A 23,592-nucleotide genomic window follows, 5' to 3' on the forward strand; every position below is an offset into this window, starting at 1 on the left:
CGATTACCCTATAAACCTATTTAGATTGGAAAAAATCTCGGTAGCATATGAAATCATATGTGTTAACATCCACGGACCGAAAAGAATCATACCTAATAATACTGCAACTATTTTTGGAACAAACGCCAACGTCTGTTCTTGAATTTGCGTAGTTGCCTGAAAAATACTGACTATTAAACCAATAACAAGAGCAAGTATAAGAAGTGGTCCACTGATAATCAAAACCGTGTAAATACCTCTTTCTGCTACATTAATTACAAATTCTGGACTCATTTTTTCTCACCAACTAAAAGCTTTGTAATAAAGATTTCACTACTAAGTACCAACCATCAACTAACACAAACAATAATATTTTAAATGGTAATGAAATCATAACAGGTGGCAGCATCATCATACCCATAGACATCAAAACACTGGCGACAATCATGTCTATAACTAAGAACGGGATAAAAATCATAAATCCTATCTGAAATGCTGTTTTAATTTCACTAATTGCAAACGCGGGTACTAATGCAGTTAATGGGATATCTTTGATGCTTTCTGGACGTTCCATTTCTGCATAGGAAAGAAATAATTCTAAATCCTTCTGTCTCGTATGGGTGCTCATGAATTCTTTAAGTGGGACCGATGCCTTTTCATACGCTTGTTCTAAATTAATCTCTTCCTTAAACAAAGGAGTTAAAGCTTGTTCATTCACCTCATGAAATGTCGGTGCCATTATAAAAAATGTCATAAACAATGCAATACCAATCAACACCTGTGTAGGAGGCATTTGCTGCGTTGCCAACGAGGTCCTAACAAAACCTAATACAATAATAATTCTAGTAAAACAAGTCATTAAAATTAATATACTAGGAGCTAGCGATAAAACCGTTAATACAAGCATTAATTTAATTGACGTAGATACATTAGAAGGATCACTGTTATTAAAGAATTCCATAAACTCATTCATTATCAGTGTTCACCTTCTTCTCTATTTCTTCACGTAATTGTTTACGATTATTTTTCATTTCATTTAACTGCTGTTTTAATTGTTCGGCAAATTGATCATTATTATTATCTGATTCATTTTTATTTTTTTTTAACCACTTTGTTAATACATCTGAGGGAACTAATTTTTGATCTACTGTTTGGTTGTAAGTAGATAATATATGTTCAATTTCAGTCTCATTTGTAATTTGTGTGAGAAGTTGTACATCTTCTCCAACACCTAAAACATAAATGTTCCCACCAATTTTAACAATTTGAATGGACTTATTACTCCCTAAGCTTGTACCACCCAAGTTTATTATTATTTTATCTCTTTGAAATCCTTTGTTCTTATTATTCAAAAAGCGAAGCATAAAATAAAGAAGCGCAACTACAAAGATAGTTGCAGCAATCATGCGAAAAAAATCTGAAAAAGTAAAGCTTGTTGAAGAGGTTTTAGTATTTATAGCATTCTCTGAAGACGTTTTATCTTCAGACTTTTCCTCTTTAGATTTATCTGGATTAGTATAAGCATCTTTTACAGATTGATCTATTTCCTCAGCGCTAACAACACCTAAGTATGAAAATGATAGAAAAATCACAATACCGAACGCTTTAATCAATTTTGTTATGAAAGTCAAAATTACTTACTCCCTCTTACCGTTGAATATATATTGAAATATTAGTTAAGAAGTTTCTCAACATATTAAAAGATGTAAAAATATTTTATGGAAAGGTGTCCCCTACTTAAGAACTATTAAACAATTCTTAAAGTAGGGGTGTAAAACTTAATAGAATTAACTTAATGTTTTATTAATTGCTTCAAGAACACGATCCGCTTGGAATGGCTTTACAATAAAGTCACGTGCTCCAGCTTGAATCGCATCAATTACCATTGCTTGTTGCCCCATTGCTGAACACATTATTACTTTTGCAGCTGGATTGATTTGTTTGATTTGCTTTAATGCAGTAATACCATCCATTTCAGGCATTGTAATATCCATCGTTACTAAATCTGGTTGTGTCTCTTTATATTTCTCTACTGCTTGCACTCCATCTGCAGCTTCAGCTACCACTTCGAAACCATTTTTTGTAAGAATATCTTTAATCATCATTCTCATAAATGCTGCGTCATCTACGATTAAAATTCTTTGAGCCATTTACAGTTACCCCCATGCATTATCTTAATTTTTTAATTCGGTCCGTTTGACTTATAATATCTGTTACTCGGACACCAAAGTTCTCATCAATTACCACAACTTCACCAGTAGCAATTAAGCGATTATTAACAAGGATATCAACTGGTTCCCCTGCTAATTTATCTAATTCCAGAATGGAGCCGCTGGAAAGTTCTAATATTTCTTTCACTGTTTTCTTTGTTCTACCTAGTTCAACTGTTACTTGTAATGGAATATCTAAAAGCATATCAAGATTTTTAGCTTCAGATTCCTGTAATTGATACGGTTGAAAGCTTGAAAAACTTGCTGGTTGAACGTTAACCGGTTGAGATGGTTGAGCATATTGTGAACCGTATTGCTGCGGTACGCTTTGTTGCGGCACACTTTGTTGCGGTATACTTTGTTGCTGTATACTTCCTGGTGGTGTCATGTATTGTTCTTGACTTACCGCCTGTTCAACATAAGTATTCATTGTTTCTATAGATGATTCAGTATGAGATGCTACCGGTTCGTTCAATTGTACTTCTTCCACTTCAGATGTTGTTTGCATTAGTTCACTCACTAAATCCTTAGCGAATTTCACAGGTAATAATTGCATAATATTAGAATCTATTAAATCACCTATTCTTAATCTAAAAGAAACCTTGACTAATAAATTATCAGGAGGAATACTATCTTCTCCTTGTCCTGTGTGTATATTCAATAAATCAATACTAGGTGGTGAAATATCCACCTTCTTATTGAATATGGTAGACATAGATGTTGCAGCAGATCCCATCATTTGATTCATAGCTTCTTGTACTGCACTCAATTGTATTTCATCTAATAAATCAGACGGATTTCTTCCATCCCCACCAAGCATCAAATCCGCAATAATTGCAGCATCGCTTTGTTTAATTACAAGTAAATTCAAACCATCAAAACCAACTGTATAGTTTACTTGAATTGCCACATACGGATGTGGAAACTCTTCTTTCAAAAATTGACGATCTATCAATGTAACTGTTGGAGTAGTAATATCTACTTTTTGTCTTAATAATGTAGACAGTGCAGTAGCAGAGCTCCCAAAAGAAATATTTCCAATTTCACCCAACGCATCTTGTTCAACAGGACTCAAATATTCACTAATAGGAGGAGTTTCTACCCCAAGGTCATCATCGTCGTTTAAGCCATTTAATAAAGCATTAATTTCATCTTGAGATAACATATCTTCACTTATCATCTTCGTCGTCTCCCCCCCTAAAGGTATCTAAAATTTGGATGGCCATTTTTTTACCAACCAATCCAGGTTGACCAATAAATTTAGGCGTATCTCCTACTTTTATCAAATAAGGGCTCTCCAAATGAGTATTCAAATCTATAATATCTCCCATATTAAGCAACAAGAAATCACGTATTGAAATTTCTGTTGTTCCAATTTCGGCTACAACAGGTAGTTCAGCCCTTTTAATTCGTTTCTCTAAAACGTTTATTTCATCAGGTTGTCTTTCTTTCTTTGATGTTTGCATCCAATAATGTACAGACAACTTAGGAATAATTGGTTCTAAAACAACATGTGGAATACATATATTAATCATTCCAGTCGCTTCACCAATTTGTGTATTTAAAGAAATAACAATAATTGTTTCATTTGGTGAAACCATCTGTAAAAACTGTGGATTCACTTCAAATTCGGATAGTATAAGATCAATGTCTATTATATTTGCCCATGCCTCTTGTAAATTTTCAGCTCCTCGTTCAAACAAGTTAGACATAATCTTCGTTTCAATCTCTGTTAAACTATCTACTTTATTTACACTTGCTCCTCTACCACCTAACACTCGATCCATCATAGCATAAGCAATATGTGGATTAACCTCCATAACAATTCTTCCATCTAATGGAGGTACTTCAAATACATTCAAAATTGTCATTTTCGGAACAGAACGTATAAATTCTTCATATGGAATTTGATCTACCGAAGCAACAGTTATTTGCACATATGTTCTTAATTGTGCAGAGAAAAAAGTAGTTAATAACCTAGCAAAATTCTCATGAATACGAGTTAAACTTCGAATTTGATCTTTCGAAAAGCGTAAAGCTCTTTTAAAATCATAAACTTTTACTTTTCTTTCTGTATCTTCTTTCTTTAATTCTTCTGCATTCATCTCACCAGTTGAGATGGCAGAAAGTAAAGCATCAATTTCTTTTTGTGATAACACTTCGCTAGACAACGATCCTCACCTCCCAATATCGCAAAAAATTAAAGCTCGAGCAGCAATCTTTATTGGATAATCGAGGAGGTAATATATACCTGTTCTACACTTCCTGTTTGCATTATGCTGTTTATTCTCGTTTTTAATTTTTCTTGCAAATTCTCTTGTCCTTTTTTACCTTTAAAATCCTCTGCTTTTAATTCTGATAACTCTGCTATTATAATATTTTGTACTTGGAAATTACGTTTCTCTAATTCTGTTTTTGCATCCTCGTTATTTGCTTGAATTGTGAATTTTATTTTGATAAAACCATTATCAGCTAGATTCGTTGTTATCTCCGGTACTTCTACCGAAACCTTTACAAGTTCATCAGCAGAAGGCTCTTTACCTTCAGCAGCACTTCCATCTGTTTTCAAAATGATTACAAGTGCAACTACTCCAGCTAAAGTAATCGCAATTAGTATCCCCAGCATTATCACCAAAAGCTTATTCTTCTTCATCGTAACCCCCCATAGTTTCCGGACGACCAAACATTGAAATAGATTTATAATAGCTATGTATAGATTGCAAAATCTCTTGTTCTGATTCTTTCACTACATATTTCTTACCATTTGATAGTGTTATTGTTGTATCAGGATTACTCTCAACCATTTCTATGTATAAAGCATTGATATTATAGCTTTTTCCGTTTAACCTTGTAACTTTAATCATGTAATGTGGAGCTAGAGAACATGCGCCCTCAGCTCCACCCCTCCCTCACATTATCGTTTCAAGTTTACTAGTTCTTGAAGTATTTCATCTGATGTTGTAATGATACGCGTATTTGCTTGGAAACCACGTTGTGCTACGATCATCTCTGTGAATTCTTCAGATAAGTCTACGTTGGACATTTCGAGCATGCTTGATTCAATTGTACCGAGAGTTGCTCTTACAGTTTCATCAATAATCGCTGGACCTGAACTTGGACTAGGTTTAAATAAATTACTACCAGTTTTCAATAAACCACCTGTATTATTAAATTTAGCTAACCCAATTCTTCCAATTGGTACAGGTTCAGTTCCATTTGCATCTATAACAGTCACAACTCCATCCTTCCCAACGGACATACTTGTGGCGCCTTCTGGAATTGTTATTTTTGTGAAATCATCTTGTAAAACGTATAAACCATCTCCGTTAACTAAAGCACCTTTGTCATCGATATAAAAATTCCCAGCTCTTGTATAACTAGGATTTGTATCTCCATCTGCACCAACTATGAAATATCCATCTCCAGCTATCTTAAAATCTAATGGTCTCCCAGTAAATTGCGAATTCCCTTCAGTGTGAATAGTATCGATTGCTCCTAATTGAGCACCTAAGCCAATTTGCATTGGATTTGTTCCACCACGCGTTGTTTCATTAGATGCTGTTCCTCCTTGTGCTGTTTGACTTATTAAATCTTTAAAAACTACCCGACTCTTCTTATAACCAAAAGTATTAACGTTAGCAATATTATTACCTATTACATCTAGTTTTGTTTGAAAGTTTTTCAAACCACTAATTCCTGAATACATCGAACGTAGCATGTTTTTTCTCCTTTCGTACTGACCGCTTCTGTCAATCCACGATCATCGGCCTCCTAATAAGGTCCAGCCATTAATCTAATAGTATTGTTCCATTAATATTAGTGAAGATTTGTGAACTAGCTTCTTCACGCCCCATAGCAGTTACCACAACATTGTTCTTTGCACTTACTATCAATGCAGCATTATTCAACAGAACAAGTGAATCCTTTACTCCCAATTTTTTTGCTTCACTTATTCTTTTTTCAACTTTCGCCCACATTTCAGGGTGTATTTCTATGTTTCTTTGTTGCATTCGTGTTTGGGCATGTTTGCTAATACTTAAACTGTTTGATGAGTTATTAATACTTTGTTGAAGCTCAGTAGCAAAGCGTCCCTTAACTCTATTGTTATTTTGATTTAACTGATGTACATTTTTACTTGTAACAATTGGAGTGGGTTGAAACGGATGAAAATTTGTTTTCATCAATATTCCACCCCTTACACAGATGAAATCTTAATTATTTGATTGGCAGTCAATTGGGTTCCATCAGATAGTTCATACATTACTTTTCCATCTTTATAGGATACGGATTTCACTATGCTTGATTGTTCTGTTTCATCCTTCTTCCAAGTTACAGATTTACCTATTAATTCACTCGCCTGTATTAGATTATTACTTGCACCACCAGAGCTAGAAGAACTGTCTATTACCTCTGAAATATTCCCAGGTTCAAGTTGAGTACCATCCTGTAATTCAAATATAACTGATCCATCTTTATATTGAACCTTTGAAACCACACCTGTTCCCTCTTGAACACTCGGTTTACCCTCTGGATATTCTTCCGTTTTGTCACCGTAAGTTATTTTATGCCATTTTACTTCTTTTCCAATAAATTCATTGTAGGCTATCATTTGACTCTGCATCTGTACATTTGCTAATTTTTCAAAACTGACTGCCATGTTTGTCATCTGTTCCAAAGTAGAGAATTGAGCCATTTGTGCAATAAATTCTTTATCGTCCATCGGATTCATCGGATCTTGATTCTGAAGCTGGACCATTAGTATTTTTAAAAACTCATCTTTTCCTAATACACTTCCATTATTTTTCCGCTGTTCTTGTTGATTATTAGATAAATAATAAGAAGGATCAATACTTGCCATGTTTTCTCACCTACATTTCTGCTTGTATTAAAGCTTCCTTAAATTGATTTTGGAAATCATCCTTCACTTCTTCTTCATCTACTACTTGTTGCTGTTCTTTATGCTGATTTTGTTGCTGATTTTGTTCCTTCTGCAAGTTTCTTTCTTGAGACAAATTAGTAAATGATTGTGAAACTTCAATTTTTTCAACTTGAATATTTTGGTTAACAAAAGACTGTTTCAGACCTTGCAATTGAGAATCCAAAAGTTCTTTTGCTCCTTTTGTGGACGCGATAATTTTCGCCATCATCATCCCATCTTTTTGAACAAGCTCAATTCGTAATGAACCTAAACTTTCTGGGTTTAACTTGATAAATAACTTTTGAATTCCATTACTATTTGAAAACTTTGCTTTACTTAATAAATTTTCAAAAGCTTTCATGAACTCTTCTTGATTTACAGGTGTCCTAGTGGTCGGAACAGTTAGTACATATTGTTCTACTTTAGACATTGTTATAAATGGATTATGCGTTGTAATACTTTCATTTCCTGAAGAATTTACTATGCCAGAAGTCATACCAGCTTGCTTAAGAGTTTGAATACCCACGTCTTGTTTCAAATTATTAAAGGAATTCACATTTTGAAGTTGTAATTGTGCATCAAGAGACCTTTGACGATTAAAAATCGTCGCAAAATTACCTTTAACAGAAGTACCTAATATTTGATCCAACTTCATGACAACTTTTTCAAGAGAATGTTTTAAAGCATCCAATTGCTCCAACTGCTTGTTTGATAAATCTATTTTATTTTTTAACAATGTAAAAATCTTACTGAACTTCAGAACACTGTCTGCATTCTGTATCGATCCATTCATAGATGCAAGATTTTTCATTTCACCTAACAATTTATCAACAACATCTCCTAAATGTTGGATTAAATCTAGTTTTTGTCCAGATTCATCATTAATAGAATTTAAAGATGCCATTAATTCATCATTAGGGTTTAGTTCATTCATACCAATTAGGGATGCAAGCAGTTCTTCTTGACCATTTCCCCCTAATATTTCCGCTAACAATGGGTGGTTTTGAAGTTCATTCATACTACCCATTATTTCATTAGCCAATTCTTCACCATGTTCAATATCAGTTATATCGTCGAGCTTCAAGAAATCTAGTAAGGAAGTAATTTTCTCCATTTGTTCAGATGACACACCACTATCATCCATCGATTCTCCCTCAGAAGGCTTAAGCGTTTGGGATAAAACATCGCCGAACTTGCTTGTCGAAGAAACGCCTTCTCCTTTCGAAGCTGTAGATACATTTAATGCTTTACTTTGACTTGGTGCCAACATCATTACGTTCACTCATTTCACCTCCTTTCAAATTGACTGGATTATTGCGCTTGATTGTCTTTTTCACTTTCGATTGTCAATTGTTTTGTGAATTTAGCCGCATCAACAGGAGCCATTTGTTCTAATATTTTCGCCAATGTTTCAGCTTTCATATTGGACAGTATTTTCATAGCTTCTTCCGTTGGTAATGCTGTTATAATTGGAGCAGCTTTTTTAGGCGACATTGATTCATAAGTACGAATAATGTCTTTAATTGCTCGGTTATCTTCGCTTTTACTTTGAGTAGGTTTATTTTCTTTTAATTTTTTTATTTCTTCCTCTAATCTTTGCTTTTCTATATCTGCTTTCTTTATTTCAGAATCTTTTCCATCTATGATGCTTTCTAATTTCTCAATTTCTGCATCACGATCTTTTATGTCGCCTTCAAGATTTACAATTTGTTTTTGAATATCCTTTTCTGAGTTCCCTTTTTCATCATTTACTAGATTCGAAACTAAAGGGATTTTACTGCCTATATCTTCTGACCATTTAAAGACATTTATTCCAGCAACGGATAGTACAATTAACAATATAAAGATTGCAAAAAAGACAGGAATAACGATAGCGAACAAAAACCATTGAAATTTATTGTATGGTTTTTCTTCTTTTTTAGATTCATTCACTTCTACTTTTTTTTTCGCCATACAATCACCTAATTTTCTTTGCTCAAAAATGTTTGAATAGAAACATCATCCATCTGATTGTTTTCTTGAATTCTATTAATTGCTAAGAAATTCTCGTAATCTTTTTCTTTGATTTTTTCATACTTTTTCACTTCGATGTTCTTCTCTATTAAAATCACTTGCTGAGCATTCATTCGTTTACGTGCTACAATTACTTCTTGTTGATACTGGTTAATCATTTTTTCTAAATTATCCATAAAAATTTGGTTATGCCGTACCTCTAAAACCGATAATCCTTCTCGTAATTTAATCTGTTGGAAATCTTGCAATTCTTCCTTTTTCTTTAAAAGTTTATAAAGCTTTTCTGCTACCTCTTCGAATTTCTTTTTAGCTTCACTATATTTTGAAAATGCATCATTTTTTTCTTTCTCGCGTATGGTCAGTATTTTGTCAAATTTATACTGATAATTCATCATTTAATTAAACACTTCCAATCAAACTAATTAGACGATGTACACTATCTTGCTTACTAACCGCTTCGTCTACACCTTGCTTTAAAAACGAAATGATTTCAGGATACTTAAGAATTGCCTCATCAATTTCTTTTGATGAACCTTTTTTGTATGCTCCAATGTTAATTAAATCTTCATTCTCTATGTATTTTGCGAGCATTTCCCTTAGCTTTTCTGCACTTTTAACATGTTCCTCATCAACAATGTGATTCATCAGCCTTGAGATACTTTTTAAAACGTTAACAGCAGGATACTGACCTTTATTAGCTAATGAGCGATCTAAGACGAAATGACCATCTAATATCCCACGGACTGTATCAGCTATAGGTTCGTTCATATCATCCCCATCTACTAAAACCGTGTAAAAGGCCGTAATTGTCCCTAATTGATTAGTTCCAGTTCTCTCTAACAATTTTGGTAATATCGCAAATACGGAAGGAGTATAACCTTTTGTAGTAGGTGGTTCTCCTACTGCTAAGCCTATTTCCCTTTGCGCCATCGCTACACGAGTAACTGAATCCATCATCAACATGACATTTAAACCTTTATCTCTAAAGTACTCTGCTATAGCAGTTGCTGTATAAGCTCCTTTTATTCTCATTAAGGCTGGGGAATCAGATGTAGCGACTACTACTATGGAACGAGATAAACCTTCAGGTCCTAAATCGCGTTCAATAAACTCTCTTACTTCTCTACCTCGCTCACCAATTAAGCCTATTACATTAATATCCGCCGTTGTATTACGGGCAATCATACCTAGAAGCGTACTTTTTCCTACACCACTTCCAGCAAATATCCCAACACGTTGCCCTTTACCAACAGTAAGTAGACTGTCAATTAATCGTACTCCAACCTCGATGCTTTCATTTATCGGTGGTCGTTCCATTGGATTTGGTGGTATTGCTTCTGTACCAACAGTTGCTAAACCTGTAGGCAAACTCGATCCATCTAAAGGTAATCCTAATGGATCTATTACACTGCCTATCATAGCTGAACCAATTTTTATTTCTAGCGGTCGCATAGTTGCTTCAACAAGACATCCTGGAGCAATTTCATTAACCTCTGTATAAGGCATTAAAATGATGTTTTCTTCTTTAAACCCAACTACTTCAGCACGAATTATTTTTTTTTGACTTTTCGCTCCAACATGAATATAGCAAACATCACCAATTGAACTTTCAGGTCCTTGGGACTCGATCATTAATCCTACTACACGTTTTACTCGGCCATATTTTTTATACGTATCCAGATCGGAAATGAAAGGTAATAATTCTTCAGCTTTCAAAATATTATTCCCCTTCCAAAATTTCCAATAATTTTTGTTTTACTTCATTAAGCTGACTATCTATACTTGCATCTATTCTTCCATTAGAAGATTCAATGATACAGCTTGTCTCATCAATCTCATCATCTGGAAAAATATAAAAATCGGTTTCTTTAGGAAAAATCCCTTGCAACTCTTCTTTTTGCAATAATATATTTTCATAATTATTTGGATGAATCATTAGTCTTACTTCACGATACTCTCTTGCTTCTTTAATTACTTTTTTAACAATGGATAGTATTACATCTTTGCTAGTTTTTAATTCAGTATCGATAATTTTTTCAGCAATTTGAACAGACAATTCCAAAATTGTTTTCTCAGAAGATTGTAGATAGTTTTTATAATCGTTCTTGGATAATTCAACTATATTTTTTGCATGTTCTATTTGTTCATGCATTTCTTCATAACCTTGTTGTCTACCCATAGAACAACCATCTTCATATCCAATTCTTCTTGCGTCTTCTTCGAGCTGTCGGCGATCAACTTCTTGCCAATGTTGCTTTTCTGCTTCAATTTCAGCCCTTATTGCTTCTCCTTGCTGATTTGCTGCTTGTATAATCGCTTCTGCTTCACCATTCGCCTTGTTGAAGATTTCATCAATTTCTCTTTGATTAAAAACGATGTTTTCTTCTTCTTGCTCATGGGGTGACAAATCAAAATTTGGCAAAGATTTAATCTCTATTATTTTCCGTTCTGTAGATTCGTTATTTGTCCAAGGAGATTTAATAATTCTAGACAATAATATCATCTCCTCCGCCACGAGCCACTACGATTTCACCAGACTCTTCCAACCTTCTGATAACTGCTACTATGCGGGATTGAGCTTCTTCTACATCTCTTAGACGCACTGGTCCCATATACTCCATTTCTTCAGTAAATGTTTCAACCATACGTTTGGACATGTTTTTAAATAGGACAGACTTAACTTCCTCACTTGCAACTTTCAACGCCAACTTAAGATCATCGTTCTCCGAATCACGGATAACACGTTGAATGGCTCTACCATCCAATGTAACGATATCTTCAAATACAAACATTCTCTTCTTAATCTCTTCAGCCAATTCTGGATCTTGGATTTCTAAAGCATCTAGAATCGTTCTCTCCGTTGTACGATCTACTCCATTTAAAACATCAACAACTGCTTCTACGCCACCCGTTTGAGTATAATCTTGTGTTACAGTAGCCGATAGTTTCCTTTCAAGTATTTGTTCAACTTCATTAATTATTTCTGGCGATGTACTATCCATAATTGCGATACGTCTCGCTATATCAGCCTGAACTTCTTGTGGTAATTCCGATAATATTTGTCCCGCTTGCGAAGGATCTAAATAAGATAATATTAGTGCAATCGTTTGGGGATGTTCATTTTGTATAAAATTCAAAATCTGAGCCGGCTCAGCCTTTCTAGCAAAGTCAAATGGTCTAACTTGTAACGATGAAGTTAACCTATTAATAATGGCTGCTGCTTGTTCACTTCCAAGTGCTTTTTCTAGCACTTGTTTAGCATAGCCAATTCCACCTTGTGTAATATAATCTTGAGCTAACGCTATATTATGAAATTCATCTAAGACATTTTCCTTTTCAGTTGAATCAACTTTTCTAACGCTTGAAATTTCTAACGTCAACCTTTCGATTTCTTCTTCAGAAAGATGTTTATAAACGGATGCTGACACATCAGGACCTAAGGAAATAAGCAAGATGGCAGCTTTTTGTTTACCCGTTAATCCTCCTTTTTTATCTTTCTTTGACAACTGCATTTCCCCCTAGTCTTGTGTTAACCAAGTTCGCAGTAATTTTGCAAACTCTTCTGGTTTTTCTTTAGCCAATTTCTCAAGTTGTTTTCGTTTCTGAGCTCCTTCAGTCATCAGTTCTTCATTGACATCAGGTATCTCCTCTTCTTCCTCTTCATCAAATAAAAACTCTTCTTCCTCTTCATTTCTACGTTTACGAGCACGTATATATAGAACAATAGCAATTATTAATGCTACTACTAAAATTCCACCCACAATGTATACCCAAATTGGTATAACACTCTTCTCTTCAGTATCAAAATTCACTTTCCCGTTAAATTCTTGTACAGAAACAGCAATTTTATCTTCTAACTCCTCATCTGTTAAACCTTCTGGGTTCGCATCTTTATCAACTGTTGTACGAACAATCGTACCTAAGATTTGTGTAATATCATCCAAACTTTCTTGAGGTAAGGAATTTGGATCATCTGCTACTGGTGGTTCTACCATAACTTGAATTCCAAGATCTCTTACTTTATAAGGACTTTCAACGATTTCTTTTCGAACTCTGTTTACTTCATTATTAATCGTTTCTTCCGTCTTCTCATAATCCCCATTACCATTCGTACCTTCTTGATATCCTGGCGCTAATGTATCTGCTGGTTCTCCACCCTGTGGAACTCCACCAGGTGCACCAGTACCAGTGTATGTTTCTGTGAGACGTTGTGCACTTACTGCTATACCTTCCATATTATCTGGATCAACTGGCTCTACTAAATTGTGTTCTGATTTTTCTTTAGCAAAGTCAACATCTGCTGTTACGGACACAACTACTTTATCTCTTCCCATAATCGTACCAAGCATGTTTTGAACTTGTCGTTGTATATCACGTTCGATTTCTTTCTTAATATCTAGTTGATTTGCAATCTCACCAGCATTAGTCATCTTGCTGTTTTCTTTCAAGTCATAATACTCGAAATCCTGATTCATAATCACAATGTTCTCTGTTGGAAGATTAGGAACACTCTTAGAGACTAAATGATACAATGCTTTTATTTGCTCATCTTCAAACTTGTAACCAGGCTTTGTATCTAAAACGATCGATGCAGATGCTTGTTCATTCGCATCAGTCACAAATACACCCTTCTCAGGTAGCGAAATCATTACTTTAGCATCATTAACTCCTTCAATACCCTTGATTAAATTCGCTAATTCCGTTTGCATTGCCTCAAGATTCAATACGTTGAATTCATTATCAGTCATACCTATTCCGGCATTTTGACCAAAAAACGAATAATCAATTCCTCCTGATTCAGGTATCCCTTCTGCCGCTAAGTCAACTTTTAATGTATCTACTTGCTCTTGAGGGACGGATATGCTTTTTCCAGCATCTGTAATTTCATACGGTACACCTCTTGCGTCAAGGTTTTCTTTTATTGTCCCTGTTTCAGAAGGAGATAAATTTGAATACAACGGCACCATTGTTGGTCTAGATAAATACCAAGTTGCACCAACTACAAATGCAATTACAGTCACTACCGTTCCAATAAAGATAGCTTTTTGCTTTTTTGTTCGTCCTCCCCAAATGGCTGCAATCTTATTTTTAAAATTCATTACTTTTTCATTCATCTTGATCCCCCAACTACTTTGTTTTCTCTCTATGCTCCGTTAAAACTTGTCAAACATAACTCTAATAAGGAAGGGATGAATGTTATACTTGCATTCTCATAATTTCTTGATATGCCTCAATTGCTTTGTTTCTTACCTCTAAAGTAGTAGAAAGCATAATACCAGCTTTCTTTGAAGTGATTAATACGTTATGTAAGTCTACTTGTTCTCCTCTTGCCATCTTCTCTGTTAAAACATCTGATTCAATTTGAGCATTATTTACCTTATCAATTGATTCTTTCAGTAATGTCGTAAATTGCTTTTGTGCCTCCCCAGGCGTAACCGTATTTCTAGTTGATTGATCAATAGGTGAAATACTACTAGAATTTATGCCAAATACGTTCATAATTCATTCTCCAATCTATTTTCCGATTTCAAGTGCTTTCATCATCATGTTCTTAGCCGCATTAAATACAGTGACATTTGCTTCATAAGACCGTGTAGCACTCATATAATCTACTGTCTCTCTTAAAGGATCTACATTTGGCATCGCTACATACCCTTCATTGTTTGCATCAGGGTGATTTGGATCATAGACCATTTTAGCAGGCGTTTCATCATTGATTATTTTTGAAACTTGAACACCTTGACCAGCAGAGGAATTACTACCCATCGCTTTATTTAAGAAGCTAGAAAATCCAGCGTCTTTTGGTTGTAATACAACCATTTTTCTTTGATATGGTACCCATTCACCATTTACATACTTACCTCTAGTAGTATCGACATTAGCCATATTAGATGCTATTACATCCATTCTAAGTCTTTGTGCCGTTAGAGCCGATGCTGTTGTATTCATACTATGGAACATCGTCATGCTTATTTACCTCCCTTTATTACATTTTCTAACGACTGAAACTTACCTATTATTCGGTCTGTTAGAGCATTGAAATAAATCGCATTCGTAGCTAAGTCACTCATTTCTTTATCAACATCAACACTATTACCGTTATGATTGTATGCAACATTTTGATTCACATATACCCCTGAAGCTGAATCATTGCTATTCGTAAAGTTGATATGTCTACGATCTGTTCTATTCGCTACCAATGAACCTTGCATTTCATCTTCCAACATCTTGCTAAAACTAACACTTTTGGCTTTATAGTTAGGAGTATCACTATTTGCAATATTGTCAGAGATGACTTTTTGCTTAGTTGCAGCATAGTTCATCGCTTGCTCTAACGTAAGAATTGTTCCCGATATTATCGACATTTTTCTACACCTCTATTACATCTATAAAATAAGTAGTTATGTACTATATTCCAATCTCATTCACCAATTGTAAATAATGCCCACGTTAATGACTATGTAGGATTTCCTATATTTACTAAAAAAATTATTCAAAAATCAGGAATAATTAATTATAGCTTCTTTAAAATTAGTATTTTTATAATAATCATAAAGTTCATCATTTTTTACCATTTCATAATTGTACCATTTTGTCGTTATATACATAATAATGAATTTTTTAAAAAAATAACGCCTACTATATACCTATTTTATATAGATTTACAAAAGTGCATTTTTCTTTAAAAACACTATGATTATGTTAAAAATATCTGACTTAAGTTGTATTTCTAGTATTAGTAACTATTTTTTCGACAAAATTCTCATTTTTCTCCTAATTAGCTAAAAAAACAAAGCTTTCGTATGAAAATACAATAGGAGTAAGGTCACGTTTTTTAGTAATATTTCCGATAATTTTTTTTCGATTTTAATATTCCTTTAATGTTTTTATGCAAAATTTACGTTTCCTTAATATTCGAGTATAAGGATTTTTGCTTATGTATTTAACAAAAAATGAAAAACCCTACCATATGATGGTAGGGTTTTATTTTCAATGATTTTTTAATTTTTCTAATTCAACTAAAAACTTATCATTTAATACTTTAATGTATGTTCCTTTCATACCTAAAGAACGGGATTCAATTACACCAGCACTTTCTAACTTACGTAATGCGTTTACGATAACAGATCGTGTAATTCCTACACGGTCAGCAATTTTTGAAGCTACTAATAAACCTTCGTTACCATTTAACTCTTCAAAAATATGTTCAATTGCTTCTAATTCACTGTATGATAAAGAGCTAATAGCCATTTGTACTACTGCTTTACTACGAGCTTCTCCTTCGATTTCTTCAGCTTTTTCGCGTAGGATTTCCATTCCTACTACAGTAGCACCATATTCCGCAAGAATTAAATCATCATCATTGAATTTATCGTGTAGACGAGCAAGAATTAATGTTCCTAATCTTTCTCCTCCACCGATAATTGGTACAACTGTTGTTAAACCACTCATGAATAAATCTTTGTTTTCTACAGGAAACGCAGTGTATTCGCTGTTTACATCAAGGTTAGATGAAGTTTCTTGAAGGTTGAACAAGCTGTTTGTATAATCCTCTGGGAAACGACGATCTTCAAACATTTTCTTCATACGCTCATTTTCAATTTGTTGACTGATTGAAACTCCTAATAATTTACCTCTTCTACTTACTACATAAACATTCGAATCAATTACTTCACTTAAGCTTTCAGCCATTTCTTTAAAGTTAACTGGTTTACCAGCCGCTCTTTGTAGCATTACATTAATTTTTCTAGTTTTTTCAAGTAAATTCATTTTTGTGTTCCTCCTAATGGGTGCTATATTTAGTTTTATGTCGATTTGTTGAAAGTTTACTCCATCACTTGAAAATAACGTATTGTGAACTTAGATACATATAAATTACAAAATGAATTGACTTAAATCTTTATTTTTAGATATTGTCCCCAGTTTATCCTCTACATATTGCGGTGTTATAACGATTTTGTCCATTGTTATATCCGGCGCTTCAAATGATAAATCTTCAAGAAGCTTCTCCAATATAGTATGCAATCTTCTGGCTCCAATATTATCTGTATTTTGATTCACGTCATACGCTACTTCTGCAATCCTACGAATAGCATCGTCAGAAAATTCTATTTGTATACCTTCTGTTTCTAAAAGAGCTACATATTGTTTCAATAGTGCATTATCCGGTTCGTGAAGAATACGTTGGAAATCCTCTACTGTTAATTTCTTTAGTTCTACACGAATAGGAAATCTACCTTGTAGTTCTGGAATAAGGTCAGACGGCTTTGCCATGTGAAATGCACCAGCCGCAATGAACAATACATGATCTGTTTTTACAGCTCCGTACTTCGTTACAACCGTTGAACCTTCAACTACTGGAAGAATATCTCGTTGTACACCTTCTCTTGAAACATCAGCAGATGAGCCCCCTGAAGATTTACTTGCAATTTTATCAATTTCATCGATAAAAATAATTCCTGACTGCTCCGCTCTTTCAACAGCTTCTTGTGTTACTTCATCCATATCAATCAGTTTGGAAGCTTCTTCGTTCGTTAATACCGATCTAGCTTCAGCCACTGTTAATTTTCTTTTCTTTCTTCTCTTTGGCATTAAATTGCTTAAAGCATCTTGCATATTCATGCCCATTTGTTCCATACCCGAACCTTGTAACATATCAAACATAGAAGGTGGTTGTTCTTCTACTTCGATAGTTACATATTCGTTTTCTAATTCACCAGCTGCCAATTTTGCTTGGACTGCTGCTCTCTTCTCTTTCACATTTGTTTCTTCAGAAGACTTTGCCTCTGATTGTTCTTCAGTATTATTACCCCCAAAAAACATTTCGAAAGGGTTTTTCATTTGAGATGTTTTTTTCTCAGAAGGCACTAATAACTCTACAAGTCGTTTATTTGCATTGGATTCTGCTAATTCTTTAACACTTAGAATTTTTTCTTCTTTTACAATTCGGATAGCTGACTCTGCCAAATCTCTAACCATTGATTCTACGTCGCGGCCCACGTATCCTACTTCTGTAAATTTCGTAGCTTCTACCTTAACAAATGGAGCATTAACAAGCTTTGCTATACGACGAGCAATTTCTGTTTTACCTACACCAGTTGGTCCAATCATTAATATGTTTTTCGGAACAACTTCATCACGTAACTGATCTTTTAATAAGCTTCTGCGATATCTATTTCGTAATGCAATTGCGACTGCACGTTTAGCATCATTTTGTCCAACTATATATTGATCTAATTTTTCTACAATTTGTCTTGGGGTTAAATTTGCACGATTTGTTTTCATTCTTGTATCCTCCTCGACTTATAATTCTTCAATTATAATATTTGAGTTTGTAAATACACATATCTCACCGGCAATATCAAGTGCAGCTTCAGCTATTTCACGTGCTGAAAGATTATCGCCTGAATACCTTTTCAATGCTCTACCTGCACTTAATGCATAACTTCCCCCAGAACCAATCGCTAGAATACCGTCATCAGGTTCAATAACCTCACCAGTACCAGATACAAGCAATAAATTCTCTTTATCCATAACAATTAACATGGCTTCTAACTGTCTTAGCATCTTATCGCCTCGCCATTGCTTAGCGAGCTCTACTGCTGCTCTTTGGAGGTTGCCATTGTACTCCTCTAGCTTACCTTCAAACATTTCATATAACGTAAAGGCATCCGCTACTGACCCTGCGAAACCAGCCAATACTTTCCCTCTGAATAGCTTCCTTACCTTTCTCGCAGTATGTTTCATTACAATTGAATTTCCTAATGTTACTTGCCCATCACCAGACATTGCACACTTTCCATTATGATGTACAGCAAAAATTGTTGTCGCATGGAAGTTTCCCATAATACTTCTCCTTTCGTAATAAGCTTACGCTCGTGGATGTGAAGATTGATAAACTTTGCGAAGTTGCTCTTTTGTAACGTGGGTATATATTTGTGTAGAAGATATATTAGAATGTCCTAGTAATTCTTGAACCGATCTCATATCGGCACCATTATTCAACAGATGCGTCGCAAAGCTATGACGTAACATATGAGGATGCAAACTTCCTTCATTACAAGCATTATTAAACATTCGATTTAAAATATACCTTACCCCTCTCACAGATAAAGGTTCACCACGGTAGTTCACAAATACACAATCATGTTTAACACCTTTGACTAAATCATTTCTTGCATTACTAATATAAGTATGCAGAGCATGACTCGCATATTTCCCAAAAGGTACATAACGATCTTTTTTTCCTTTGCCGTGAACGAGAATCGTTCCTAGAGAAAAATCAACATCCTTTAATTGCAAACCGCAACATTCACTTACTCGAATACCCGTTGCATAAAGAAGCTCTACTAAAGCTAAGTCTCTTTTTCCTAGTGATGTATCTGTTTTTACCGATTTAAACAAAGAGTTCATCTCTTCTTCATATAAGAATTGAGGAAGCCTTTGTTCTTTCTTAGGTAATGATACAAGTGCAAAGGGGTTATCGTGAACATATTGTTCTCGCATTAACCATTTATAAAAACTTCGTAAACAAGATGTTTTACGGGCAATTGACTTCTTTGCTAAATTCTTTTCATATAACCTCGTTAAATAAAGGCGTGCATCAAAATACGATACTGTATGTAAGTCTTCTATACTTTGTTCACTTATGAACATGAAAAATTCGTTGATATCCTTATGGTAGAATTCAACGGTATAATCAGAATAATTTTTTTCCAATTGTAAGTACTGTAAGAAATTTAAAACTATTTGATCTCTGTTTTGCATATATTTACACCTCACAAGAGCTACTAAATAGTAACACAATTTAGTAGCCCTTGCAATTAATATTGCTCATTTGTCACAAAGTTCTGAATAGTTAATAGTGCTCGTTTCGCATGCATTTCATTACGTTCTTTCTTTCCTCTGATTTTTTCTGGAAGTTCAGGGAACAATCCAAAGTTAGCATTCATAGGTTGAAAGTTTTTTGCATTTGTAGTTGTAATGTATTTTGCCATGCTACCGATTGCTGTTTCTGCAGGGAATTCGATTGGTTCTTGTCCAATAACAAGTCTCGCTGCATTCACACCAGCAATTAATCCAGAAGCGGCTGATTCAACATATCCTTCCACACCAGTCATTTGACCAGCGAAGAAAAGACCTGGACGTGATTTCAATTGATATGTTGCTTTTAAAACGTTTGGTGAATTGATGAATGTATTACGATGCATTACTCCATATCGGACTATTTCAGCATTCTCAAGACCTGGAATTAATCGTAATACTTCTTTTTGAGCTCCCCATTTCAGATGTGTTTGAAATCCTACAAGATTGTACAAAGTACCTGCAGCATCATCCTGCCGTAGTTGAATAACTGCATACGGTCTTTTACCTGTCTTTGGATCTTCTAACCCAACCGGTTTCAAAGGACCAAACAACATTGTTTTCTTCCCTCTTGAAGCCATAACTTCAATCGGCATGCAGCCTTCAAAGAAAATTTCTTTTTCAAACTCTTTCAAAGGCACTGTTTCAGCTGAAATAAGGGCTTCATAGAATTTGTTGAATTCTTCTTCATTCATTGGACAGTTTACATATGCCGCTTCACCTTTATCATATCTTGATTTCACATATACTTTGTCAAAATCAATGCTATCCTTCTCAATTATAGGAGCAGCAGCATCATAGAAATAAAGATGTTCTTCTCCAGTTAATTCTTTAATTTGAGCAGATAATTCAGGTGAAGTTAATGGACCTGTAGCGATAATTGTAAGGCCTTCTGGAATCTTAGTAACTTCCTCATTCACAACTGTAACATTTTCATGATTTTTTAAGGCCTCTGTTATTCTCCCAGCAAATTCATGACGGTCAACCGCTAGTGCACCGCCCGCTGGAACCGAGCTCTCATCCGCCGCCGATATTACAAGCGAATTTAAGTGTCTCATTTCTTCTTTAAGTACACCGACAGCATTTGTAAGAGTGTTTGCTCTCAATGAATTACTGCAGACTAATTCTGCAAATTGACTTGTATGATGAGCAGGTGTCATCTTTACAGGTCTCATTTCAAACAGCTTTACTTTTACTCCTCTATTGGCAAGTTGCCAAGCTGCTTCGCTACCTGCAAGACCAGCACCAATTACGTTTACAGTTATGTTTGTCATATTAAAACCTCCAAATGAAGAAATATATTTGATGATCATTATATTCTTCGCAAATAATATTACTAAAAAAACTCAGCATGGCTAAGTTTTTTCACAAATCTATTTCTATCAAGAAAAAGCCCTAACAAGATGCAATTATATCCTTATTGTTCGCTATTTGTCCATAGACATTTCACAAAAATTTGGATTTTGAGACAGGAAAAAAGTAGGTGATTTTCCACCTACTTTTGTTGACCCTCCTTATAATCGCATTCAGCACATTGTACTTGTATGCCTTTCTTGAGTTTCTTCTCAACAAGTAGTTTATTACATTTAGGACATTTACGAGCTATTGGTTTGTCCCAAGAAATAAAATCACATTCAGGATATAGATTGCATCCATAAAATATACGTTTCTTTTTACTTTTTCTTTCTATAATAGAGCCTTTTTCACATTTTGGACAAGTTACTCCAATTTCTTTAACGATTGCTTTAGTATTGCGACAATCTGGAAAATTACTACATGCCATAAATTTCCCATAGCGACCCATTTTGAAAACCATCGGGGCTCCACATTCTTCACAATCTTCTCCTGCAGGTTCGTCTTTGATTTCTACCTTCTCCATTTCTTCTTCCGCTTTTCTTAAATGGACTTCAAAATCACCATAAAAATCATCAATAACTTGACGCCATGGAATTTCTCCCTCTTCAATATTATCGAACTCTCCCTCCATCTTTGCTGTGAATTCTACATCGATAATATCTGGGAAGAATTCCATTATTAACTCAAATACAATTTCACCTAACTCTGTAGGTACAAAACGCTTATTATCTAATGTAACGTAGCCGCGTTTTTGAATGGTATCTAAAGTTGGTGCAAATGTAGAAGGTCTTCCTATACCTAACTCTTCAAGTGTTTTTACTAATCTAGCTTCAGTATAGCGTGGCGGTGGCTGTGTAAAGTGTTGACTTGGCTCAACATCTTTTGAAAATACAATATCACCTTCTGCAAGATCAGGTAGAATTTTGTCTTTTTCTTCTACATGGTCATCTGTTCCTTCAACATATACTTTCATGAAACCAGCGAATTTCACCTTTGAGCCATTAGCTCTAAATAGTACTTTATTGTTTTCTAGATTCACACTCATCGTATCTAAAATTGCAGGAGCCATTTGACTTGATACAAATCGTTCCCAAATCAATTTATATAATCTAAATTGATCTCTTGATAAAAACTCTTTAACAGATGCAGGATCTTTAATTGTGCTAGTTGGACGAATCGCTTCGTGAGCATCCTGTGTTTTACCTTGCTTCTTTTCTTTTCTCTTTTCAGAAAGAACATATTCTTTTCCATAATGAGATTCAACATACTCGGAACATTCACTTAGAGCAATATCAGAAATTCTAGTTGAATCTGTACGCATATATGTAATTAATCCAACTGTTCCCTCTTTACCTAAATCGATTCCCTCATATAATTGCTGTGCAAGCATCATTGTCTTCTTCGCTCGGAAATTTAGTTTTCGAGCAGCTTCTTGTTGTAAAGAAGATGTTGTAAACGGGAGTGCAGCATTTCTTTTTCTTTCTTTTTTAGTTACTCCAGTTACTTTAAACTCATTCCCTTTAAGAGTAGAAAGAATATTTTTCACATCTTCCTCAGAGCTAAGAGATACTTTCTCTCCATTAACACTGAAAAAAGAGCCATCGAATGTTTCATTTCCTTTAACAAACTCGGTTCCAATAGTCCAATATTCTTCAGGAACAAATTTTGCAATTTCTTTCTCACGTTCAATAATTAATCGAACAGCAACAGACTGTACTCGTCCAGCACTTAACCCTTTCTTAACCTTTTTCCAAAGTAACGGGCTGATATTATAACCTACAAGACGGTCCAAAACACGACGAGCTTGTTGAGCATCTACTAAATCCATATTTACCGGTCTTGGATGCTTAAACGATTCTTTAATCGCGTCTTTTGTAATTTCGTTAAAAACTACGCGACAATCAGAAGTCGTATCCAAATCTAAAGAATTAGCTAAATGCCAAGCAATTGCTTCTCCCTCTCGATCAGGATCGGCCGCGAGATAGATTTTTTTAGCTTTTTTCGCAGCAGTCTTCAATTCCTTTAAAACAGGTCCTTTTCCACGAATCGTAATATATTTCGGTTCATAATTGTGTTCTATATCAACGCCCATTTGGCTCTTTGGTAAATCTCTTACATGACCCATTGACGCTTTAACTTTATATTTTTTGCCAAGGTACTTTTCAATCGTTTTCGCCTTGGCTGGTGACTCTACAATGACAAGATAATCTGACATGCAAAATCCTCCTTAAGAGGTTATTTAAATCTTCACTA

The 23,592-nt window shown here is 34.6% G+C and carries 27 protein-coding genes; all 27 read right to left on the reverse strand.

Annotated features, from left to right (window positions below):
- Window positions 1-3 precede the first annotated feature (3 nt).
- Window positions 4-273 (reverse strand): flagellar biosynthesis protein FliQ, encoded by a 270-nt coding sequence (gene fliQ, locus V7014_RS09925; RefSeq protein WP_335506627.1) that lies wholly within the window; start codon window positions 271-273, stop codon window positions 4-6.
- Window positions 274-286: 13 nt separating this feature from the next.
- The gene (fliP, locus tag V7014_RS09930) at window positions 287-952 is read right to left on the reverse strand and encodes a flagellar type III secretion system pore protein FliP (RefSeq protein WP_335506629.1); all 666 of its coding nucleotides are present in this window, start codon (window positions 950-952) and stop codon (window positions 287-289) included.
- The gene (locus V7014_RS09935; RefSeq protein WP_335506631.1) at window positions 945-1,610 is read right to left on the reverse strand and encodes a flagellar biosynthetic protein FliO; all 666 of its coding nucleotides are present in this window, start codon (window positions 1,608-1,610) and stop codon (window positions 945-947) included. The genes fliP and V7014_RS09935 overlap by 8 nt, the downstream gene beginning before the upstream one ends.
- Before the next feature lie 156 nt (window positions 1,611-1,766).
- Window positions 1,767-2,129: a response regulator gene (locus V7014_RS09940; RefSeq protein WP_335506633.1), complete on the reverse strand. Its 363-nt coding sequence runs from the start codon at window positions 2,127-2,129 to the stop codon at window positions 1,767-1,769.
- A gap of 19 nt (window positions 2,130-2,148) precedes the next feature.
- Window positions 2,149-3,369, reverse strand: a complete 1,221-nt coding sequence (gene fliY, locus V7014_RS09945; protein ID WP_335506635.1) for a flagellar motor switch phosphatase FliY — start codon at window positions 3,367-3,369, stop codon at window positions 2,149-2,151.
- Window positions 3,359-4,360 (reverse strand): flagellar motor switch protein FliM, encoded by a 1,002-nt coding sequence (gene fliM / locus V7014_RS09950; RefSeq protein WP_335506637.1) that lies wholly within the window; start codon window positions 4,358-4,360, stop codon window positions 3,359-3,361. Before fliM ends, fliY begins: the two co-directional genes overlap by 11 nt.
- A 50-nt stretch (window positions 4,361-4,410) precedes the next feature.
- A complete protein-coding gene (fliL, locus tag V7014_RS09955) occupies window positions 4,411-4,842 on the reverse strand; it encodes a flagellar basal body-associated protein FliL (protein WP_335506639.1) in 432 nt (143 codons plus the stop codon).
- Window positions 4,829-5,053 carry a flagellar FlbD family protein gene (locus tag V7014_RS09960; protein ID WP_335506641.1) on the reverse strand — a complete coding sequence of 75 codons (225 nt, stop codon included), beginning with the start codon at window positions 5,051-5,053 and terminating at the stop codon, window positions 4,829-4,831. Before V7014_RS09960 ends, fliL begins: the two co-directional genes overlap by 14 nt.
- 50 nt (window positions 5,054-5,103) lie before the next feature.
- Window positions 5,104-5,907 carry a flagellar basal body rod protein FlgG gene (flgG, locus tag V7014_RS09965; protein ID WP_335506643.1) on the reverse strand — a complete coding sequence of 268 codons (804 nt, stop codon included), beginning with the start codon at window positions 5,905-5,907 and terminating at the stop codon, window positions 5,104-5,106.
- A 70-nt stretch (window positions 5,908-5,977) separates the two neighbouring features.
- Complete coding sequence (locus V7014_RS09970) at window positions 5,978-6,370, reverse strand: TIGR02530 family flagellar biosynthesis protein (RefSeq protein WP_335506645.1); 393 nt, start codon at window positions 6,368-6,370, stop codon at window positions 5,978-5,980.
- Between the two features lie 14 nt (window positions 6,371-6,384).
- Window positions 6,385-7,047, reverse strand: a complete 663-nt coding sequence (flgD, locus tag V7014_RS09975) for a flagellar hook assembly protein FlgD (RefSeq protein WP_335506647.1) — start codon at window positions 7,045-7,047, stop codon at window positions 6,385-6,387.
- 10 nt (window positions 7,048-7,057) lie between these two features.
- The gene (locus V7014_RS09980) at window positions 7,058-8,380 is read right to left on the reverse strand and encodes a flagellar hook-length control protein FliK (protein WP_335506677.1); all 1,323 of its coding nucleotides are present in this window, start codon (window positions 8,378-8,380) and stop codon (window positions 7,058-7,060) included.
- Between the two features lie 38 nt (window positions 8,381-8,418).
- Window positions 8,419-9,060, reverse strand: coding sequence for a MotE family protein (locus V7014_RS09985; RefSeq protein ID WP_335506648.1), 642 nt, complete (start codon window positions 9,058-9,060; stop codon window positions 8,419-8,421).
- Between the two features lie 8 nt (window positions 9,061-9,068).
- Window positions 9,069-9,512, reverse strand: coding sequence for a flagellar export protein FliJ (gene fliJ / locus V7014_RS09990; RefSeq protein ID WP_335506680.1), 444 nt, complete (start codon window positions 9,510-9,512; stop codon window positions 9,069-9,071).
- A 7-nt stretch (window positions 9,513-9,519) separates the two neighbouring features.
- Complete coding sequence (gene fliI, locus V7014_RS09995; RefSeq protein ID WP_335506650.1) at window positions 9,520-10,836, reverse strand: flagellar protein export ATPase FliI; 1,317 nt, start codon at window positions 10,834-10,836, stop codon at window positions 9,520-9,522.
- A 4-nt stretch (window positions 10,837-10,840) separates the two neighbouring features.
- Window positions 10,841-11,614, reverse strand: coding sequence for a flagellar assembly protein FliH (gene fliH / locus V7014_RS10000; RefSeq protein WP_335506652.1), 774 nt, complete (start codon window positions 11,612-11,614; stop codon window positions 10,841-10,843).
- Window positions 11,607-12,626, reverse strand: coding sequence for a flagellar motor switch protein FliG (fliG, locus tag V7014_RS10005; RefSeq protein WP_335506654.1), 1,020 nt, complete (start codon window positions 12,624-12,626; stop codon window positions 11,607-11,609). The genes fliH and fliG overlap by 8 nt, the downstream gene beginning before the upstream one ends.
- Before the next feature lie 12 nt (window positions 12,627-12,638).
- The gene (gene fliF, locus V7014_RS10010; RefSeq protein ID WP_335506656.1) at window positions 12,639-14,234 is read right to left on the reverse strand and encodes a flagellar basal-body MS-ring/collar protein FliF; all 1,596 of its coding nucleotides are present in this window, start codon (window positions 14,232-14,234) and stop codon (window positions 12,639-12,641) included.
- Window positions 14,235-14,316: 82 nt separating this feature from the next.
- Window positions 14,317-14,619, reverse strand: coding sequence for a flagellar hook-basal body complex protein FliE (gene fliE, locus V7014_RS10015; RefSeq protein ID WP_335506659.1), 303 nt, complete (start codon window positions 14,617-14,619; stop codon window positions 14,317-14,319).
- A gap of 15 nt (window positions 14,620-14,634) precedes the next feature.
- Window positions 14,635-15,087: a flagellar basal body rod protein FlgC gene (gene flgC / locus V7014_RS10020; protein WP_335506660.1), complete on the reverse strand. Its 453-nt coding sequence runs from the start codon at window positions 15,085-15,087 to the stop codon at window positions 14,635-14,637.
- A 2-nt stretch (window positions 15,088-15,089) separates the two neighbouring features.
- Window positions 15,090-15,485, reverse strand: coding sequence for a flagellar basal body rod protein FlgB (gene flgB, locus V7014_RS10025; RefSeq protein ID WP_335506662.1), 396 nt, complete (start codon window positions 15,483-15,485; stop codon window positions 15,090-15,092).
- A 625-nt stretch (window positions 15,486-16,110) separates the two neighbouring features.
- On the reverse strand, window positions 16,111-16,890 hold the full coding sequence (codY, locus tag V7014_RS10030) for a GTP-sensing pleiotropic transcriptional regulator CodY (RefSeq protein WP_335506664.1): 780 nt from the start codon (window positions 16,888-16,890) through the stop codon (window positions 16,111-16,113).
- A 105-nt stretch (window positions 16,891-16,995) separates the two neighbouring features.
- Window positions 16,996-18,405 (reverse strand): HslU--HslV peptidase ATPase subunit, encoded by a 1,410-nt coding sequence (gene hslU / locus V7014_RS10035; protein WP_335506666.1) that lies wholly within the window; start codon window positions 18,403-18,405, stop codon window positions 16,996-16,998.
- Window positions 18,406-18,423: 18 nt separating this feature from the next.
- On the reverse strand, window positions 18,424-18,966 hold the full coding sequence (gene hslV, locus V7014_RS10040; protein ID WP_335506668.1) for an ATP-dependent protease subunit HslV: 543 nt from the start codon (window positions 18,964-18,966) through the stop codon (window positions 18,424-18,426).
- 24 nt (window positions 18,967-18,990) lie between these two features.
- A complete protein-coding gene (gene xerC, locus V7014_RS10045; protein WP_335506670.1) occupies window positions 18,991-19,887 on the reverse strand; it encodes a tyrosine recombinase XerC in 897 nt (298 codons plus the stop codon).
- Window positions 19,888-19,943: 56 nt separating this feature from the next.
- Window positions 19,944-21,257: an FADH(2)-oxidizing methylenetetrahydrofolate--tRNA-(uracil(54)-C(5))-methyltransferase TrmFO gene (gene trmFO, locus V7014_RS10050; protein ID WP_335506672.1), complete on the reverse strand. Its 1,314-nt coding sequence runs from the start codon at window positions 21,255-21,257 to the stop codon at window positions 19,944-19,946.
- Between the two features lie 221 nt (window positions 21,258-21,478).
- The gene (gene topA / locus V7014_RS10055; RefSeq protein WP_335506673.1) at window positions 21,479-23,554 is read right to left on the reverse strand and encodes a type I DNA topoisomerase; all 2,076 of its coding nucleotides are present in this window, start codon (window positions 23,552-23,554) and stop codon (window positions 21,479-21,481) included.
- Between the last annotated feature and the right edge of the window lie 38 nt (window positions 23,555-23,592).

This window comes from Bacillus sp. JJ722, assembly GCF_036963345.1.
Classification (GTDB): Bacteria; Bacillota; Bacilli; order Bacillales; family DSM-1321; genus Bacillus_AD.

What these genes read in the sequence shown, in the direction of transcription:
- fliE (WP_335506659.1), bottom strand. Translation starts at nt 14,619, where the DNA reads ATGAACGTATTTGGCATAAATTCTAGTAGTATTTCACCTATTGATCAA.
- V7014_RS09960 (WP_335506641.1), bottom strand. Translation starts at nt 5,053, where the DNA reads ATGATTAAAGTTACAAGGTTAAACGGAAAAAGCTATAATATCAATGCT.
- trmFO (WP_335506672.1), bottom strand. Translation starts at nt 21,257, where the DNA reads ATGACAAACATAACTGTAAACGTAATTGGTGCTGGTCTTGCAGGTAGC.
- flgD (WP_335506647.1), bottom strand. Translation starts at nt 7,047, where the DNA reads ATGGCAAGTATTGATCCTTCTTATTATTTATCTAATAATCAACAAGAA.
- fliQ (WP_335506627.1), bottom strand. Translation starts at nt 273, where the DNA reads ATGAGTCCAGAATTTGTAATTAATGTAGCAGAAAGAGGTATTTACACG.
- topA (WP_335506673.1), bottom strand. Translation starts at nt 23,554, where the DNA reads ATGTCAGATTATCTTGTCATTGTAGAGTCACCAGCCAAGGCGAAAACG.
- flgG (WP_335506643.1), bottom strand. Translation starts at nt 5,907, where the DNA reads ATGCTACGTTCGATGTATTCAGGAATTAGTGGTTTGAAAAACTTTCAA.
- codY (WP_335506664.1), bottom strand. Translation starts at nt 16,890, where the DNA reads ATGAATTTACTTGAAAAAACTAGAAAAATTAATGTAATGCTACAAAGA.
- xerC (WP_335506670.1), bottom strand. Translation starts at nt 19,887, where the DNA reads ATGCAAAACAGAGATCAAATAGTTTTAAATTTCTTACAGTACTTACAA.
- fliP (WP_335506629.1), bottom strand. Translation starts at nt 952, where the DNA reads ATGAATGAGTTTATGGAATTCTTTAATAACAGTGATCCTTCTAATGTA.
- flgB (WP_335506662.1), bottom strand. Translation starts at nt 15,485, where the DNA reads ATGTCGATAATATCGGGAACAATTCTTACGTTAGAGCAAGCGATGAAC.
- V7014_RS09980 (WP_335506677.1), bottom strand. Translation starts at nt 8,380, where the DNA reads ATGATGTTGGCACCAAGTCAAAGTAAAGCATTAAATGTATCTACAGCT.
- V7014_RS09970 (WP_335506645.1), bottom strand. Translation starts at nt 6,370, where the DNA reads ATGAAAACAAATTTTCATCCGTTTCAACCCACTCCAATTGTTACAAGT.
- hslV (WP_335506668.1), bottom strand. Translation starts at nt 18,966, where the DNA reads ATGGGAAACTTCCATGCGACAACAATTTTTGCTGTACATCATAATGGA.
- flgC (WP_335506660.1), bottom strand. Translation starts at nt 15,087, where the DNA reads ATGACGATGTTCCATAGTATGAATACAACAGCATCGGCTCTAACGGCA.
- V7014_RS09940 (WP_335506633.1), bottom strand. Translation starts at nt 2,129, where the DNA reads ATGGCTCAAAGAATTTTAATCGTAGATGACGCAGCATTTATGAGAATG.
- V7014_RS09985 (WP_335506648.1), bottom strand. Translation starts at nt 9,060, where the DNA reads ATGGCGAAAAAAAAAGTAGAAGTGAATGAATCTAAAAAAGAAGAAAAA.
- fliJ (WP_335506680.1), bottom strand. Translation starts at nt 9,512, where the DNA reads ATGAATTATCAGTATAAATTTGACAAAATACTGACCATACGCGAGAAA.
- fliY (WP_335506635.1), bottom strand. Translation starts at nt 3,369, where the DNA reads ATGATAAGTGAAGATATGTTATCTCAAGATGAAATTAATGCTTTATTA.
- hslU (WP_335506666.1), bottom strand. Translation starts at nt 18,405, where the DNA reads ATGAAAACAAATCGTGCAAATTTAACCCCAAGACAAATTGTAGAAAAA.
- fliF (WP_335506656.1), bottom strand. Translation starts at nt 14,234, where the DNA reads ATGAATGAAAAAGTAATGAATTTTAAAAATAAGATTGCAGCCATTTGG.
- fliL (WP_335506639.1), bottom strand. Translation starts at nt 4,842, where the DNA reads ATGAAGAAGAATAAGCTTTTGGTGATAATGCTGGGGATACTAATTGCG.